Genomic DNA, 16,380 nt, shown 5'->3' on the forward strand with positions numbered 1-16,380 from the left:
TATGACATAAAACCGCGTTGTTACAAGCTGTTTTTTGATTATCGTCATTTAACACTCGTTTACACCCATTTGATCATCTCTTAATAATTGACCTTCATACTAGATTCGAAGACATCTTTTAAGGAGGAACTAGTGTGAAAAACAATCGGTTAACACGTATGGCTGCTATCTTACTTACAGTGGCAGCTGCATTCGGGGGAACGGCTCCACTCCCCGCTCATGCAGAAGGAATAAGCACTAATCAGCAAGCTTCCATTGCACCAGTCATAACGATTTTGCCTATTGATCGAGCTGCTATATTGGCAGGTCAAAAATTGGACTTCAGAGTAGAAGTTACAGGTATTGAAGGCAAAGAACCACTGCAGGTGCTTATTAACGGCAAGGATGCTGGCCAATATTTTGGCAAAAAGCCTGTCATTACTAACACCACACCAAATAGCACGGAGTATACGATCCGCGATGTATCATTTAAAAAACCGGAACGTATTTCCGTTAAAGCCTCCGTCAATCACACAAAAAAAACGTTTACTAAAACGGTAAATTATGAAGTGTATCAAGCCATTGGCAACGGTAAAAAAGCGAAAAATGTCGTTCTTATGATAGGCGACGGAATGAGTGCAAACATGAGAACCGCTGCACGCGTTGTTTCAAAAGGAATAAATGAAGGCAAATTTAAAGGTTGGCTGGAAATGGAGAACATGGACTTCATGGGTATGGTTACTACGTCAGGTATGGATTCGATCGTTACAGACTCTGCCAATAGCGCCTCAGCCTATGCTACGGGTCATAAAACAGCAGTTAACGCAGAGGGTGTTTACCCTGACAATACAGCCGATCCGTTAGATGATCCTAAAGTAGAGAACATTATTGAGCTGCTAAAACGTACACGGGGGATGTCTACAGGTCTTGTAACGACAGCAGACATCACCGATGCAACACCGGCTGCCATGACTGTACATACCCGTTCACGGTATGAATCAGAGTTTATAGCCAAATCCTATCTAGATCCTCTCCATCGTCCGGATGTGCTGCTTGGAGGTGGCAGAGAATGGTTCCTTCCTGCTTCTGATGGTGGTAAACGAAAAGATCAGGCTAATCTTATTGATGCGTACAAAAAGCAAGGGTATTCGTACGTTACGAACGCTACGGAGCTGAATAAAACTTCTGCCAACGGAAAGCTTCTCGGTCTGTTCCGTCCAAGCAACATGAACGTATATTTCGACCGTGAATATACACAGCCTAATAATCCCGACATCGTTGGAACGTATAATGACCAGCCTACTTTGATGGAAATGACCTCAAAAGCACTAGACGTACTTGATAATAACAAAAACGGTTTTTTCTTGATGGTCGAAAGTGCTTCGATTGATAAACAGGCACATGCCATGGATATGGAGCGCGTGATTTGGGATACGATTGAATTTGACCAGACCGTGGGACTCGTCAAGGAGTACGTTCGCAAGCACCCAGACACGCTTGTTATTGTAACAGCCGACCATGGCCACTCCATGACTTTAAACGGTACATTCTCCGTAAAAGATGCTGCCGGTAAAAAAGGTGATGAGCTCCGCGAGTTAATCGGCACCTATGCGGATTCGAAATTCCCGACCTATAAGGATGCCGATGGAGACGGTTTCCCCGACAATCCGGATTCCGATTGGAAACTGGCCATTGGTTGGGGTAACCACCCGGATCACAATGAAGATTACATGACAAATCCGAAACCGATAAGTCCAACGATCCAGGACCCGACGGTGACTGACAAGCCTTGGTACATTGCTAATCCGGATAAGGACCCGAATGGAGTGTATTACAACGGCAACCTTCCTCATGATGAAGCTCAAGAGGTTCACACGTTTGACGATGTGCCGATCAATGCATCAGGTCCCGGAGCCTCTTTCTTTAGCGGATACATGGATAATACTGAAATATTCCGAAATATGATGGCAGCATTGCAATTAGATCCGGTTAAAGAGAAGGTTAAGAAATAACTTTGTTACACAATAAGCCGTACATCTGACTGAGATGTACGGCTTTTTCATGATTCAAATTTATTATCTTCCCATTGGCGGATTGCCAGTCACTCCAGGATATTGATATATCAAAGGCTCATTAAACACGATATAGTCAAGGTTCACCATAAGAAGCATGATTCGACGGCCTGTTTGGGGCTCACTAATAATGATGTGATCGCGGCCAGCTGCTTCCAGAATCCCTGTAAATACTTTTGCGTTCCATTGGGAGTTGTTCTCATAAGTCATGTATAATGTGGCTTGCTTACCAAGATTCAAACGCAGAATATTTTCTACATAGGACTGCTCAAACTGAGGTGGAGTCTGAACAACTTTACCTTGTGGTGTCATATGAGAACCACTCATCACTTGTGGAGGCATATTAGTGGGAGTCATACCACGATTTTGTTGTGGCAGGCCACCTTGCTGAAAGCCTTGCTGAATACCTGGATATCCATTACCAATCGTATAGTTCACCGGTGCATTTCCATGGTTTAACATAAGTAATTTCCTCCTTCATTATACAAAACGCTATTAATATACATTCGGACAATCTTCGAAAGTAGGTCTGAAAAAGCAGTGAGCCTTAAACCGACCGGTATTTTCCTGGTTATACCAAGTCGGTGGGCAATCCCCTTCAGGTCTGAAAAACCACAAAGCGTTATTCGCAGGCCAGGTGCGCTCCCCACCGATGGTACGCCGAGCCAACCTTCTATCCCTATCTCGGGCTCTCTGATAAAAATAACCCTTCTGGGTCGCTTCAAATCCGCCGGGACTCTGAAACACCATGTCATTCATGTTGCGGATATTAAGGAAGTCCAGACAATTCGCCAAGATCCGGTTTACTCCAACATTTCCGACCATGAGCATGCCCTGTTCCCCTTCTCCCTCCGCCTCGGCACGAATCAATCTTGCCAATAAATCCACATCTGATGAATTCGCTTTGATAACGGCCACAGTTCTCCTCCTCGTTTCCTTGTTTTCACCCTGTATCTTATGTGCATTCGCCCATAGAGGTTACAGCTCGCAGCAAAGTTTTGTATAAATTACTTTCGTCTTACACAATTCTTCATCAGACTTAATATCTGAATTCTATACTCATACAAGTAAGGCCAAGAGCATGAAAGTGAGGTAATGCAAACCCATGGAAAAAGAATACACGCTCTCTCCTCCGAGGCACTCTCTGACGCCTTCAGCCCATGAAAAAGAATTGCTTGCCAGGGCAAGCGGCACATCGATCAAAAAAATCCACCGTAAAGAAATTACGTTGGCGTATGCACTACTGACCCCTTCGATTTTGCTGTTCGGTATATTTTTGTTTTATCCTCTCATTAAATCGGTGTACCTCAGCTTGTTTCTAACCGATCCCCAAGGCCGAGTGGCTGAATTCGTAGGTCTAGACAATTTCAAGCAGATTCTGTTATCCGACATGTTCTACAAGAGTTTTACGAATACCATGCTGTTTATCGTGTTGACGGTGCCTATCAGTATTGCTGCCTCTCTTCTCCTAGCAGCATTAACCCACAACAAACTGAAGGGCATGAAAGTGTTCCGGTTCATATTTTCATTACCGATGGCTGTCTCTGTCGGTACCGGCTCAATGATCTGGATGATCCTGTACCACCCAACCCTAGGGATACTTAACTATTTCCTGCAACTCATCGGAATTGAGCCGGTACAATGGTTAACCGATCCGAAATGGGCGATGCTGTCCATTGCCTTGATGACTGTTTGGATGAATCTTGGTTTCAACTATATTTTGATGCTGAGCGGAATGCAGGGCGTCTCCGAGGATATTTATGACAGCACAAAAATCGACGGCTCGGGTCCGATGCGAACATTTTTCCGGATTACGCTGCCGCTCATCTCCCCTACCCTCTTCTTTACGCTGGTCGTATCCGTCATAGGTTCCTTTCAAGCGTTCGGCCAGATTAACATCTTGACAAAGGGCGGTCCGATGAACAGCACGAATGTGATGGTTTACAACATCTATCAGGATGCTTTCATTAACTTTCGCTTCGGTATAGGAAGTGCTCAAGCGCTGATCCTGTTTGCTATCATCCTTCTGCTCACCGTTGCTCAGTTCAAATTCGTTGAAAAGAAGGTGCATTACCAATGAGTATGCGTCTCCTGCCAAAAAGTTTTATTTACCTGGCTCTGCTGCTCTGTTCACTTCTCGTCGCTTTCCCTCTGCTCTACACCCTGTCCACTTCCATGATGAGTGAAGCAGAATCTGCTGTGTATCCACCTCCATTACTGCCTGATGCTTTGAATATGTCCAACTTCATCAAGGTCATCGATACCATTCCGGTTCTAAGATTCATTGGAAACAGTATGATCGTATCCTGCGCAATCATGGCAGGGCAGATCGTAACGGCCAGCCTTGCTGCATACGCCTTCGCATTTCTCAAATTCCCTGGAAAAACGCTGTTATTCAGCCTGTTTCTTGCCACCATGATGGTTCCTTGGGAAGTCATTATGATCCCTAATTACCTTACGGTAAAAAGCCTCAACTGGCTTGATACTTATCAAGGGCTCATTGTTCCTTTTGTCGCTTCTGCATTCGGGACATTTCTACTGAGACAGTACTTTTTACAGCTGCCAAAAGAGCTATTCGAAGCAGCCCGAGTGGATGGTTGCGGACATATGCGGATGTTCCTTAAGCTGGTGATGCCATTATCCCTACCAGGTATCGCCACGCTCGGTGTCTACTCTTTTCTAAACAACTGGAACATGTACTTATGGCCGCTGTTAACAACCAACCGGGAGGAGATGCGTACCGTTCAGATCGGGATCGGCATGCTTCAATTCGAGGAGATGAATTCGTGGAACCTGATACTTGCAGGGGTTCTTACATTGCTGCTCCCTTCCTTGCTGCTGCTTGCGATAGGACTTAAACCGCTCGTTCGCGGAATTACGGCAGGAGCGTTAAAAGGGTAATATTGGTGCTCAAGTGATAAGAATATGAGAAATCAGTCTTGCGGGGCCAGCTGCATTTGGCTACGTAATGTTGACATAGATACAAACTATATTTTCAAAGGGAGAGATTAACGATCATGAAACGTTTTGGAAAAAGATCCTTCACCCTGCTATTGCTCGCTTGCATGATGATTGTGAGTTCAGCCTGTGGAAGCAATGGTTCACCGAAAATCACTGAAACTGCCGCTGCTGCTGACTCCGGAACCGCCAAGGAACCAGTAAAAGTCGTTTGGTGGCATTCCATGAGCGGGGATCTCGGAAAAGTTGCGGACAAGCTAATCTCGGATTTCAATGCGGCGCATCCGGATATTCAGGTAGAGGGTGTGTTCCAGGGAACGTACGATGAAAGTTTAAACAAGCTGAAGGCTTCTCTCGGCTCGAACAGCGGTCCGGCGATGATCCAGGTGTATGAAATCGGTAGTCGCTTTATGATGGATACCAAAGCCATTAAACCTGTTCAAGACTTTATAGATGCTGAACAATATGATATCTCCAGTCTTGAATCAAATATTAAAAATTACTACACTTTCGACGACAAGCTGTACTCCATGCCTTTCAATTCGTCCAACCCAATTCTTTATTACAATAAAGATGCCTTTAAAGCCGCTGGGTTGGATCCGGAAAATCCTCCAAAAACCTACGAGGAAGTAGCCGCAGCTGCGAAGCAGTTGACTAAAGACGGAACAACAGGCGCCTCCTTCGCAATTTACGGATGGTTTATGGAGCAATTTTTTGCCAACCAAGGCGCTGAGTTGCTGAACAACGGAAACGGTCGCAGTTCGATTTCAACAGCCTCTCAGGTAAACAGTCAGGCTGGTGTGAGGACGCTCGAATGGTGGAAAGGAATGCTTAATGATAAATCCCTTCTGAACCTTGGACGTAAAACCGATGACACTAAAAAAGCATTTGCTGCTGGACAAGTTGCCATGATGTTGGATTCCACCGCCTCCCTACGTGGAATCGTCAGTGCTTCTGAAGGCAAGTTCGAAGTTGGAACAGCCTTCTTGCCTAAGCCGTCAAACGGCGGCAAAGGCGGCGTAATCATTGGTGGAGCAAGCCTGTGGCTGCTTGGCAACAAGTCTGAGGCTGAGCAAAAAGGTGCGTGGGAATTCATGAAATACCTTGCCGAGCCGAAAACACAAGCTTACTGGCACGTAAATACTGGCTATTTCCCGGTAACCACCAAAGCCTACGACGAACCCATTGTGAAGGAAAACCTGGAGAAATACCCTCAGTTCCAAACTGCCGTCGACCAGTTGCATCAGACAGAACCGAATTTGGCGACTCAAGGTGCTGTCATGGGCGTATTCCCTGAGGCTAGACAAATCACGGAAACGGCCATTGAAGAAGTATTAAACGGACAAAAATCACCACAGGAAGCATTGGATAAAGCAGCTGCAGAAATAACATCCAAAATCGAAATTTATAATAAAACCGTGAAGTAAATTATCTTCAACGACAAAAGATTCTTTCCTAAAAACAGACAAAAGGAGTGTCCTGGTCAATAGACCTTTAGGACACTCCCATTTTTGTTGCTCATTATATTATCTAAAAGAAAACATGATTCCGGCATATATTGCTACCGCAGCACAGAGCCCGCTCAGGAGAACGATACCAGCACGCTTATTTCGCTTAAACAGAGTTACCATAAATGTTAAGAGCGCAAGCCCGATTAGAAGCAGTAATAGGCCTGGCAAGCTCCAACCAAAGCTTAGCGTCCCTCCTTCGAAATCAGGGTGGGTCCATTTAAATATGGTGGCAGCATCAGACTCGGTTAATGATGCAGTCTGATTATGCGGTGCGGGCTGTTGGTTCATATACCCCGTCACAATGTAGATCAACCAGAGTATAACTCCTTCGCTTCTTGCCCAGATGGCAGGTTTGAACCCCTTGTCACGAATCAACTTTCTTTTCATCAGACTTCCGTTAATAAAGGCAAATACAAGAAGCGGGATAATCAGAATATGTTTGATCAAAAGTGCTTGACCATATGGCAGCACCCAGCTGTTAACGAGGTCAGGTGTCACTCCGCTCATGAGAAACAGTCCGGAGCCCACGACAAGAAGAACACAGATAATCGCTAAGGGATGGAACCATTTTAGAAAAGCGCCCCATCCTTCCGTTCCTCTACTAAACCAGCCAACAATAAGAAGTGTCCCTGTCCATAGAGCCATCGCGGTAAAATGCCCGAAAAAAGCCATTTCACCTTTAAACCCGAACAAGGAAGCCGCGTGGTTGAACGAAGACATCGCAAAGGAGATCCCTAATAAACAAATAGGCAACAGCCAACGCACGACAGCCTTTGGTCTACGATGGACGATAACCGTTAGTACAGCCACTAGAATAGAAAGTCCAGCAATCCAAGCGTATCTCTCCCCTTCCTTGAAGGAGAACATAATCGCCTTAAACGATTGGGAGAATCCAACATCGTCCTTAAAAAACATGATGATCTGCAGAATCGGTATAAAGGCGCATATCGCTACACTAAGAGCAGCGACAGGTCCAAGCCAGACCGGAAATTTGATTTCTGGTTTCTTGGATTCTGATATGAAGGAAAGTACGGTAATGCCTGCCAGTATTGAATATCCTAAATATAGAAATGGCTCACTAATCCAGTACATGGATCACCGTTTTTTCCGGGATTGTTTAAGAGCAATGTATACTCCAATAACAGCTACGACCACAATGAGTGCAATCCATAAGGTATTTCCAGATCCTGATTCATCAGCACCCGATGAAGATTGAGGCTGTTCGGCAGATGTGTTATCGGCAGCAGCAGCTTCATCCGTATCCGTTGGAGTTGGAGTTTCGCCCGGTTTCTCTTGATCTGTATTTGTATCGTCGGCTGCATTATTCTCTTGCTGATCAGTAGTATTTTCATCATTGTTATCTTTTACAGCAGCCGTAGTTTCTTTTGAAGTTTCTTTTGAAGTTTCTTTTGAAGTTTCTTTTGAAGTTTCTTTTGAAGTTTCTTTTGAAGTTTCTTTTGGAGTTTCTACTTGGAAAGCATAAGTACCTTTCACGGGATGACCGTCACGACCAACGATTTTCCACTCCACTGTGTAGGACCCGGAGTCCAAAGGTTTTTCCAAAGAAGCTTTTAAAAGGTTCTCTTCAACCTTTACCTCCGCTGTATCCAATTTTACACCTTGATCATTTGAAATACTTAATGTGCTTAATGTTGAGTCAATCTTTTCATTAAACGATAAGCTGAGCTCCTGCACGGCTTCGGTCACTTTAGCATCAGCTGCGGGAATACTTGATTCAAGTTTCGAATGCGCCCAAGTGCCTGCTGGAAAAGCAAAAACAAGTAGCATAGCAAACAGTATGATTACAGATTTGAATGATTTCAACAATATTCCTCCTTCTTCGACGAGAATTATCTAAAATTTTAATCTTCCTCATAATATCAAAGACATGCTAGTAAAGCTAATGAGCAATTTGTGAATTATTTAAAAACACATCGGATATGTAAGGATTAAAGTTTACATAATATTTTTTATGTAATTTACATTAACAAAAAAGACCCAGCTTTTAATTAAGCTGGGGTCTTCATTGATTTATCCTATTTTCTTACGACATCTTCTAGATCCTTCTTTAATCGATCTTTCTGTAGTAAATGATGACGGTAATGCATCTCAACCAACAAGAACCATTCCTTTCCGTTTAAGGCACCAAAGCCAGGATGAAATTCTGTATGGGGCGACGAAAACTTAGATAGAGCAGGCTCGATCTCCTTCATTCGCTCCAAGACCCTGCCAAGCCCCTCCACGAGTTGCTCCTTATCTTTTGGCTGGGCTGGAGTATATTGTGGTGAAGCTGGTACGTGAATTCGTACCGGAGGAAAGCTTCCCCGTGCAAATATAGCCTTGCCTGCCTCCGTTTTTTCACCTGTTGAAGAAATCTCCTCCCTACTTGAGCTCATACATAACTCTATATTTCGAATCTGCATGAACAAAGCTGACTGAATCAAATGAACGTACATTTGTCCAAGCGACCATTCTTCATCATTGGATTTTCTTGTTAGCTGCTCCTCACTAAAGCCCGATAATTCATTAAGGTATACATTCGTGAGTTCTTCCAGTCTGTGTAAAGATTCATTAGTATTCATAGGTATAACATCTCCTTCTCATCATTTAGCTTTATCATATAAAAACGCTACTGACAGCGTTATGTCAGTAGCGTCTCAACAATTTTTCAGCTTCTTCTCGAACCCGATTTCGTAATGAATCAGGCTCCAGTACGACAATGTCTGCTCCCCATTGAAGCAGCCATGGCAGTAGCTCCTCAATGTGACGAACTCGGAAGGTGGCATGCAAGCCATCTGTTATGTCCGAGAATTCTTCTAAGTAAAAATTGTTACAATCCTTAATTTTATGTGCAATACCCGGATCTGCTTGAATCCGAACTGTAATGTGACGATCATCCATCGGTGAATATTCTTGTAAATTGAAATTAGAAGGAAGAGTGAATCGATCCTCTAGAATGGAAAGTTCCTGCATCCGTGTCAAACGGAAATGGCGAAGTTCTTGTCGTAAATCACAATGCCCAACCAAGACCCACGAACCGTTCACAAGCACAAGACCATATGGAGCAACGGTGCGAATGCTGTGACGACTCTCACTAGCTGTGGAGTGGACTTTGGTGTACTTGAAGGATACCTTGCGTTTTTCTAATATTACTCGGCGCAAAGCTTCAATATATTCTTTCTCACGCACACTATTCTCTGATGATATATCGGAAGCAAGCAGTCTAATGGTTGTACGTACTCTTACTGCTTCTTTCCGGACGCTGTCCGGTAAGACAGCCTCAATCTTACTTCGGGAGCTCTGAGCATGTTTACCATAGCCGGTATCCAACTTGTGTTCAATAAAGCCGGTACCAATCAGCAGCGCAACAGCTTCTTCCACTGTGAAACTCAATGGCGGAAGAAAGTATCCTTCCATTAAGGAATATCCTAGACCGGTAGAACCTACAATAGGCACTCCAGCCTCACACAGCGCTTGAATATCTCGATAAATTGTTCTTTTGCTCGTCTCAAATGTAGCCGCTAGATCTTCTGCTCGCAGCACCCGTTTGCACTGCAGCTCAAGAACGATTGCTAGCAGACGTTCTGTTTTGTTCACAACAGCTGCATCCTTTCATGCTTGAACCATAAGAAAATATGTATTTTATCGTCATTAATTCATTCTATGAATATTTAATGTTATTAATTATTATTCCTCGTATATCATCTTTCGAGTCATTCCGCCATCCACAATTAAATGCGAGCCAGTAGCAAAGGTATTATCAGGATCTGTTAGATAGAAACAGGCTCGTGCAATATCATCGGGTCTTCCAACTCTTCCGGCTGGATGCTGTGCATGATCCCTGTCTGTTAATACGTCATACTGCCCTGTCTCAATCCATCCTGGGCTGATACAGTTGACTCTGATTCCGTCTGGCCCCAGACTGACGGCAAGCGCATGAGTCAAGGACACGATCGCTCCTTTTGAAGCGGCATAAGCTTCGGAATTCGGCTCCGACATGACCGAACGGGTAGACGATAAATTTACAATGGAGCCGCCGTTCTCTGAGTTTCTCATATACTTGGCCGCTTCGCGGGAGACAAGAAAACAGCTGCGGGCATTACTGTTTAACACTTCGTCCCACTCGTCCAGAGTCAGTTCATAGGGCGATTTCCAGCGTGATACACCCGCGTTATTAATGACTATATCAATACTCCCGGTCTTTTCATAAGCAAATTTCATCAAATGGACTACATCTTTTTCCTTGCGAACATCACAAGTGGTAAAGAATGCTGAAAAGCCGTCTTGGAGCAATGCATGCTCGACTTGACGGCCTTCTTCCTCTTGCATGTCAGCGAGAACAACGTTGGCTCCCTCCGCGGCATAGGCATGCGCTAGTCCAAGACCAATGCCTTTGGCTGCACCCGTTATGACAACAGTCATCTTTTGAAATTTCATGGGCTGTTTCCTCCTTGTGTTACGTTCAGATCTGGGACTTGTGTTCTGTATTCATTATTATATAACAAGGAAAGAAACAGGCCAAAAGTCTTTTATTTATGATTTTCAAACCCTCGGACAGGTTCATGGTGTAATCGGGGGTAACGCTCGAATCTGTAATATCGGGTCCCCTGGAAAGATAATCTTCCCTCATCTCCTTCTGCACAAATCCCAAACTCTTTACCAGTGACTGCAAATTCCATCCGGTCTCCGCTCTCGACTTCAAAAGTCAGGTAATAGGAAGTCCTAGAACGGCTGGACATGCTGTCATCCGGATGACGGCTGTGTGTAACCTCGCTTCTTTTGCTGACGATTCGAGAATCCACGGTTAGCAGCGGCTGCCTGTTATTCCGGTTCCATTGCATAATGCCTTTACCTGCTGACAGCAGTATAATACCAAGCACAACAACAAAAACCACAGGTATAACACTGCCGAAAAAATCGAACATCCAATATGATTCCGATCCCATACGGCTCCCCCTTCCGTCTTTAAGCATCCTAATTCCGCCTGACTTCCTTGTCTTCATTAGATTATATGCGCCGATTAAGACAACTTTAACTCAGGATTCGGAAAAAAAACTCGTTTGGTGTTGGACAAGGGGGTAAACATAACAAAAAGCTGATGTTTGTATCGCTACAAATCACCAGCTTTAGGTCAAAAGTTGACTCTTTTTCTTCCATGTTCGGTTAATCGGAGAATTATTCATGAATCATTTGCAGAAATGCCTTGGTTTCGCGTTGTCCTTCATCTTCGTTTTCGATCGGAAGAAGTCCAAGTTCAGCCCAGCAGGCTTTACACTGTTCTTCGGTCTCACACAAGTGGGCATCGTCACAGTTGTAGCAAAGGCGAAGCAAGTTGACTGTCATCATATCTGTTTCCATTCTCATCTCAATCACTCCTATTTGTTATTACCTCTTCTTTACACTTTTATAGTAACATGATTTACGTCTGTATATTGTGATTTTTTTCACAAATATGTGAACATTATTCAAAATGTGATAATTCAAACTTGAATGCTCATGAATAGCGATCATCGTGGGACAGGTCGTATGGGACAATCTTCAAAAAAAGACTTTGCCACTGCTGTTCAGGCTTACAGTGACAAAGTCTACATATGATTGATTTATCTAATTCTCCAGGTCGCTCCACCGTCCATGCTTAGAAGAAGCCGAGATCGCTTCGAATCAGTGGTTTCAACAAGCATCCATCCTACTTCGGAGGAGGCAAACTCCATTTTTGAAACGATTGGATAATCTGCGAGATGTTTACCCAGTTCAGGATCAGCTGGGTATGGTGTCCAAGTCTTACCCATATTCTCCGAGCGATAAACGATACCATCGATCATGCTCCAGCCTTCATTGAGACGTCTAAATACGGGACTTAGTGTACCGCTTGTGCTTTTAGGTTTCAGAGGGAAAGATACAAGATTCCATGACTCTCCGCTGTCTGAAGAGAAATATCCCAAGTATTCGGTACTATTATCGTTTAAGCAGGTTACGGGAACCCATACATCATTCGTACTGCCAAGGAACTTGGGTACTCCGGGTATGTAGGACTTGCACATCTTCATTTGGTCATCGTGAAAAACCAGCTTTGAAGAGTTCCATTGTGTGCCTCCGTCTCTCGTGATGTACAGTTTCGAGCCCTGTGTTTCTTTCACGGTAGCAAATCCGGTTAAAGCGTTGGCAAATGTCATGCCTGCTATTAAGCCTGTTCGCGGAATAACCGTGCCTGGAATACGAGAGGCGGGATAATCTGAATTCTGCATAATGTTGGACCATCTACCGCCATTATTATTCGTCTGGAATAAAGTCTTTTCCTGCGAGCCCGGGGAAGCTTCCCTAGCGGCCATCACCCAGCCGTTACTGGATGAAGTAAACGAAAGAGCCGACACTTTTTCTGCACCAGGTAAAGATGAGAGCTTCCATTCACTCCCCCCGTTATTCGTGTTCAGTAGCATGGTCTCCTGACTCCCTACTCCGTTTCGGACAATCCAGCCATGATCTTTATCTGTAAACACAATATCCTGTCCGTACACAAGCCTATCTACAAAATTAATGTTGGATGAAGGGGAAATATCAACCCACGTCTCTCCAAAATCTTCAGTAAGGTACAAACGTATAGAGGTTTTTGTCAGTCCCCATGCGATTCCTTCGGAATCACTTAGCATATGGAAATCGGTTAGTCTTGTCTGTATTTGGTATTTACTTTTCTCCTCAGGTGCTTTGTTGGCCGTTTCGGGTGTTACCACGGTTAAGGTCTGTCCATCCTCAACAGATTCCGTCTCTTGCTGAACAACGGATTGTTTCATCGGCACCGGTTTAGATGATGTTGATGTACAAGCAGTCAGTAAAAAAATGAATATGGTTAGCAATAATATGCTTCGACAGTACGAATGATTGCGTAATATCAAGCAGTTTCCTCCTTCGTATCGCCTCTTGCGTTTTGATGTCACGTTTTGATGTCGCGTTTTCGGTCATTATATCATAATCCCAATATGTTTACAGAACGGAACCTTTTCAGACTGTTAACAATTTTGTAGCTTATTTGACGAATATTCACAGAAAGTTATGCAGATGCATAAGGAACGCTCTCCCATGGAAAACTTCACAATGTGCTGGTTCAGCATAAAAGCTAAGCTTGAGGAGGTGAAATCATGCCTAAACCGGATAACCGCGAAGATAATGTCCATCGTTTGCAGGATGCTGTACAGGATACAATCGAGAATTTTCGTGAAGCCAAGGATTATCTTAACGAGTTTGGTGATGAAATTTCCGAAACCGAGAAAGAGCAGATTTTGGAAAAAAATGAACGACGCAAGAAAAGTATTTCCGGATTTCGTGAAGAAATCAAGGATGAAGCGAAATTCCAGCGCGGAGAATAATGAACGTTCCCTGCTTTATCAATTGTAATAAAAAAACAGGAGGCTCAAGCGAGCTTCCTGTTTTTTATTCAGATCCATGCTTTGGAATCTTCGTGAACAGCAACTTCAAACCGAGTAGATAAAAAAACGAACCCTCTGGCGATATTCGTCAGTTCTCCAAACAGAATCTGTTCAGAAGACGATGATTGAATGTTCTAGCGAAATAACCTAAAACAGGTTCTTTACGATATTTTTAGCGATTTATAAATGAAATTGTAACATATAGATGTCCTTTCATGATGAAACTGTGACAAAATAGGTTGCCTTCTAAAATAACACGGAAGCCAGATTCGTGTCAAGAATACCCATTTCATTGATTTACCCCTATAATGGGTAATTGTATAACGTACAACATTTTCCCATAAAAACCAGACAAACTAGGAGAAGGAGATGATTGAATGAATTCCACAATCTTTCGGCCAAGCCGTGCTGTTATCATCGGTACAGGCGCGGTAGGAACGACAACTGCCTACACCCTGCTGCTTCGCAAGCGTGTAGCGGAGATCGTTCTGATTGATATCAATCACGACAAAGCCGTAGGTGAAGCACTCGATATGAATCACGGACTTCCATTCGTGGGTGGTGTCAAAGTTTGGGCCGGAGACTACTCGGACTGTGAAGGAGCCGATATTATTATCGTTACGGCTGGTGCTTCGCAAAAACCGGGCGAAACCCGTATCGATCTCTTAAAGAAAAACGCTGTTATTTTTGACGAGATCGTACAAAATATTACAAAGTATAATCAAGACGGCATATTGCTGATTGCCACCAATCCGGTGGATATATTGTCTTACGTAACACTCAAGGTGAGCGGTTTCCCGGCTAATAGAGTCATCGGTTCCGGCACACTGCTGGACAGTGCGCGCTACCGCTATCTTCTCGGCAAGCATAAACATATTGATCCGCGCAGTATTCATGCGCACATTGTCGGGGAACATGGAGATTCTGAAGTCCCTGTATGGAGTCTCGCTAACGTGGCAGGCATCGGTCTTGATATCGATGAAGAGGATAAACAAAAGATTTATGACAGCACCAAAAACGCTGCTTACGAAATCATCAACGCTAAAGGGGCTACGTTCTACGCCATCGCCCTTGCGCTAGACCGAATTGTAACTGCCATAATGCAGAACGAAAGCGCAGTGCTTAATGTCTCCACTCTGCTCCAGGACTATAACGGTGTATCCGATGTATACCTAGGTGTGCCTTGTGTCGTAGACCGTACCGGTGTACGGGAAATACTCGACCTTCCTCTTAATGAAGAGGAGACAGCCCTGTTCCATAAATCGGCTAACAAGCTGAAGTCTGAGATCGCAAGTCTTTATTCTTAAAAGAATAACAAAACGTCCGGATCTACTCCCTAAAGGAGCTGACCGGACGTTTTTATCCGTTTATTTATTCAATCTTTTATTCCTGTTCTTTTATAATTAATGGCATTAATTATTTATACAATAAATTAATTTCAATCTGTTCTTTCACTGCCTATAGGACGATAAATTAGATTTCATTGTTTACATAATATTTAATATGTAACTAAAAACCGGTCGGAAGTTGAATATCCAATCGAGCGATAGCCTCCTCTTTTTCACGGCTACTGACATGGGTATAGATGGTTGTCGTCTGTATCGATGAATGTCCGAGCAGCTCCTGGACGGTTCTCAGATCCGCCCCCTTCCGAAGAAGCATAGTCGCAAACGAGTGTCTTAGCTTGTGACTGGAATAAGATAATCTTTGCTGCACGGGTACATCTTCCTGAAAGCGATCAAAGGTTTCAGATGCAATTTGCTGGATGCACCGGATGGACAAACGCCGGCCTTTTTGAGAAGTAAACATGGCATCCTCTTTGGCTCGCCACGGCTCCAGCCTCTGGGATATGGCTTGCTCCAAGATTTGACTAACCGATTCTGGGACAGGAAGTGAGCGCCATTTACGTCCTTTTCCGAATACGCTCAGCGTACGGTGCTGGGCATTATAATCGGATATATTAAGTGCATGAACCTCACCGATACGTAGTCCCATATAGGCCATAAGGAGAAAAACAGCAATGTTTCGCGTACGATATTTGCCTTGTACTGCTTCAAAAAAGCGAATGAGTTCCTGTTCATTTAGATATGAGGGGACTTTGTTCGTCTCTGTTTTTGATTTTTTCACCCCGGATGCAGGGTTCTGCGCTACCATTTCCAGATCCATCAAGGCTTTAAAAAAGCAGTTAACCGCCGCATGTTTGCGGTTCCGGGTTGAGTCGCTAACTCCGCGTTCGCGGACAGAAGACAAGTATGACATGACATGAAGCTTTTTGACATGATCCAGCGTTTTGCCATTTAACGATTCCAAAAATTCATAAACATCACTCATATATGATTTCTGCGTATAAACTGTATAACCGGCATCCTTCATCCAGATCAGAAAAGCGTCTAGTGGCTCTTCATAGAAGTCTTTCACATCGGACATAGCGCTTCTCCT

The 16,380-nt window shown here is 43.9% G+C and carries 17 protein-coding genes; 6 read left to right on the forward strand and 11 right to left on the reverse strand.

The genetic code is table 11. From position 1 onward, the window contains the following. The first annotated feature begins 134 nt into the window (after positions 1–134). On the forward strand, positions 135–1,991 hold the full coding sequence (locus tag AC2TF5_RS15400; protein WP_491297950.1) for an alkaline phosphatase: 1,857 nt from the start codon (positions 135–137) through the stop codon (positions 1,989–1,991). 63 nt (positions 1,992–2,054) lie between these two features. Here AC2TF5_RS15400 and gerQ read toward each other — a convergent pair whose 3' ends face one another. Continuing rightward, complete coding sequence (gene gerQ, locus AC2TF5_RS15405; protein ID WP_491297951.1) at positions 2,055–2,513, reverse strand: spore coat protein GerQ; 459 nt, start codon at positions 2,511–2,513, stop codon at positions 2,055–2,057. Positions 2,514–2,546: 33 nt separating this feature from the next. After that, complete coding sequence (locus tag AC2TF5_RS15410; RefSeq protein ID WP_491297952.1) at positions 2,547–2,969, reverse strand: cell wall hydrolase; 423 nt, start codon at positions 2,967–2,969, stop codon at positions 2,547–2,549. A 187-nt stretch (positions 2,970–3,156) separates the two neighbouring features. Here AC2TF5_RS15410 and AC2TF5_RS15415 point away from each other — a divergent pair, with 187 nt between their 5' ends. The 3 genes from AC2TF5_RS15415 (at position 3,157) to AC2TF5_RS15425 (ending at position 6,436) form a co-directional block, all read left to right on the forward strand. Further along, positions 3,157–4,131, forward strand: coding sequence for a carbohydrate ABC transporter permease (locus tag AC2TF5_RS15415; protein WP_491297953.1), 975 nt, complete (start codon positions 3,157–3,159; stop codon positions 4,129–4,131). Continuing rightward, positions 4,128–4,952: a carbohydrate ABC transporter permease gene (locus AC2TF5_RS15420; RefSeq protein WP_491297955.1), complete on the forward strand. Its 825-nt coding sequence runs from the start codon at positions 4,128–4,130 to the stop codon at positions 4,950–4,952. The genes AC2TF5_RS15415 and AC2TF5_RS15420 overlap by 4 nt, the downstream gene beginning before the upstream one ends. 116 nt (positions 4,953–5,068) lie before the next feature. After that, positions 5,069–6,436 (forward strand): ABC transporter substrate-binding protein, encoded by a 1,368-nt coding sequence (locus tag AC2TF5_RS15425; protein WP_491297956.1) that lies wholly within the window; start codon positions 5,069–5,071, stop codon positions 6,434–6,436. A 99-nt stretch (positions 6,437–6,535) separates the two neighbouring features. On the opposite strand, the gene AC2TF5_RS15430 is transcribed toward AC2TF5_RS15425, so the two are convergent. The 8 genes from AC2TF5_RS15430 to AC2TF5_RS15465 all read right to left on the reverse strand — a co-directional run bounded on the left by AC2TF5_RS15430 (position 6,536) and on the right by AC2TF5_RS15465 (position 13,410). Next, positions 6,536–7,612: a copper resistance D family protein gene (locus AC2TF5_RS15430; RefSeq protein WP_491297958.1), complete on the reverse strand. Its 1,077-nt coding sequence runs from the start codon at positions 7,610–7,612 to the stop codon at positions 6,536–6,538. Between the two features lie 3 nt (positions 7,613–7,615). Continuing rightward, positions 7,616–8,344, reverse strand: coding sequence for a copper resistance CopC family protein (locus AC2TF5_RS15435; protein ID WP_491297959.1), 729 nt, complete (start codon positions 8,342–8,344; stop codon positions 7,616–7,618). A gap of 212 nt (positions 8,345–8,556) precedes the next feature. Then, the gene (locus AC2TF5_RS15440) at positions 8,557–9,102 is read right to left on the reverse strand and encodes a DinB family protein (protein ID WP_491297960.1); all 546 of its coding nucleotides are present in this window, start codon (positions 9,100–9,102) and stop codon (positions 8,557–8,559) included. A gap of 64 nt (positions 9,103–9,166) precedes the next feature. Next, on the reverse strand, positions 9,167–10,117 hold the full coding sequence (locus AC2TF5_RS15445) for a helix-turn-helix transcriptional regulator (RefSeq protein WP_491297961.1): 951 nt from the start codon (positions 10,115–10,117) through the stop codon (positions 9,167–9,169). Between the two features lie 90 nt (positions 10,118–10,207). Beyond that, positions 10,208–10,957, reverse strand: a complete 750-nt coding sequence (locus AC2TF5_RS15450; protein ID WP_491297963.1) for an SDR family NAD(P)-dependent oxidoreductase — start codon at positions 10,955–10,957, stop codon at positions 10,208–10,210. Between the two features lie 92 nt (positions 10,958–11,049). Beyond that, the gene (locus tag AC2TF5_RS15455) at positions 11,050–11,466 is read right to left on the reverse strand and encodes a DUF2500 domain-containing protein (RefSeq protein ID WP_491297964.1); all 417 of its coding nucleotides are present in this window, start codon (positions 11,464–11,466) and stop codon (positions 11,050–11,052) included. Positions 11,467–11,695: 229 nt separating this feature from the next. Continuing rightward, positions 11,696–11,884: a hypothetical protein gene (locus AC2TF5_RS15460; RefSeq protein WP_491297966.1), complete on the reverse strand. Its 189-nt coding sequence runs from the start codon at positions 11,882–11,884 to the stop codon at positions 11,696–11,698. A 236-nt stretch (positions 11,885–12,120) separates the two neighbouring features. Continuing rightward, positions 12,121–13,410 carry a WD40/YVTN/BNR-like repeat-containing protein gene (locus AC2TF5_RS15465; protein WP_491297968.1) on the reverse strand — a complete coding sequence of 430 codons (1,290 nt, stop codon included), beginning with the start codon at positions 13,408–13,410 and terminating at the stop codon, positions 12,121–12,123. 243 nt (positions 13,411–13,653) lie between these two features. Between AC2TF5_RS15465 and tlp the strand changes: the two genes are divergently transcribed. Together tlp and AC2TF5_RS15475 are read left to right on the forward strand one after the other, a co-directional pair. Next, the gene (gene tlp, locus AC2TF5_RS15470; protein ID WP_491297969.1) at positions 13,654–13,881 is read left to right on the forward strand and encodes a small acid-soluble spore protein Tlp; all 228 of its coding nucleotides are present in this window, start codon (positions 13,654–13,656) and stop codon (positions 13,879–13,881) included. Between the two features lie 437 nt (positions 13,882–14,318). Continuing rightward, positions 14,319–15,248 carry an L-lactate dehydrogenase gene (locus tag AC2TF5_RS15475; RefSeq protein ID WP_491297971.1) on the forward strand — a complete coding sequence of 310 codons (930 nt, stop codon included), beginning with the start codon at positions 14,319–14,321 and terminating at the stop codon, positions 15,246–15,248. A gap of 202 nt (positions 15,249–15,450) precedes the next feature. Here the strand turns inward: AC2TF5_RS15475 and AC2TF5_RS15480 are convergent, their stop codons facing one another. After that, positions 15,451–16,368 (reverse strand): tyrosine-type recombinase/integrase, encoded by a 918-nt coding sequence (locus AC2TF5_RS15480; RefSeq protein ID WP_491297972.1) that lies wholly within the window; start codon positions 16,366–16,368, stop codon positions 15,451–15,453. Between the last annotated feature and the right edge of the window lie 12 nt (positions 16,369–16,380).

The sequence above is a fragment of the Paenibacillus sp. JNUCC 34 genome (genome assembly GCF_058269055.1).

Excerpts from the sequence above, each read along its gene's own strand:
- AC2TF5_RS15425 (WP_491297956.1), top strand. The coding sequence starts at position 5,069 with ATGAAACGTTTTGGAAAAAGATCCTTCACCCTGCTATTGCTCGCTTGC.
- AC2TF5_RS15420 (WP_491297955.1), top strand. The coding sequence starts at position 4,128 with ATGAGTATGCGTCTCCTGCCAAAAAGTTTTATTTACCTGGCTCTGCTG.
- AC2TF5_RS15455 (WP_491297964.1), bottom strand. The coding sequence starts at position 11,466 with ATGGGATCGGAATCATATTGGATGTTCGATTTTTTCGGCAGTGTTATA.
- tlp (WP_491297969.1), top strand. The coding sequence starts at position 13,654 with ATGCCTAAACCGGATAACCGCGAAGATAATGTCCATCGTTTGCAGGAT.
- AC2TF5_RS15475 (WP_491297971.1), top strand. The coding sequence starts at position 14,319 with ATGAATTCCACAATCTTTCGGCCAAGCCGTGCTGTTATCATCGGTACA.
- AC2TF5_RS15450 (WP_491297963.1), bottom strand. The coding sequence starts at position 10,957 with ATGAAATTTCAAAAGATGACTGTTGTCATAACGGGTGCAGCCAAAGGC.
- AC2TF5_RS15430 (WP_491297958.1), bottom strand. The coding sequence starts at position 7,612 with ATGTACTGGATTAGTGAGCCATTTCTATATTTAGGATATTCAATACTG.
- AC2TF5_RS15460 (WP_491297966.1), bottom strand. The coding sequence starts at position 11,884 with ATGAGAATGGAAACAGATATGATGACAGTCAACTTGCTTCGCCTTTGC.
- AC2TF5_RS15480 (WP_491297972.1), bottom strand. The coding sequence starts at position 16,368 with ATGTCCGATGTGAAAGACTTCTATGAAGAGCCACTAGACGCTTTTCTG.
- gerQ (WP_491297951.1), bottom strand. The coding sequence starts at position 2,513 with ATGTTAAACCATGGAAATGCACCGGTGAACTATACGATTGGTAATGGA.
- AC2TF5_RS15440 (WP_491297960.1), bottom strand. The coding sequence starts at position 9,102 with ATGAATACTAATGAATCTTTACACAGACTGGAAGAACTCACGAATGTA.
- AC2TF5_RS15415 (WP_491297953.1), top strand. The coding sequence starts at position 3,157 with ATGGAAAAAGAATACACGCTCTCTCCTCCGAGGCACTCTCTGACGCCT.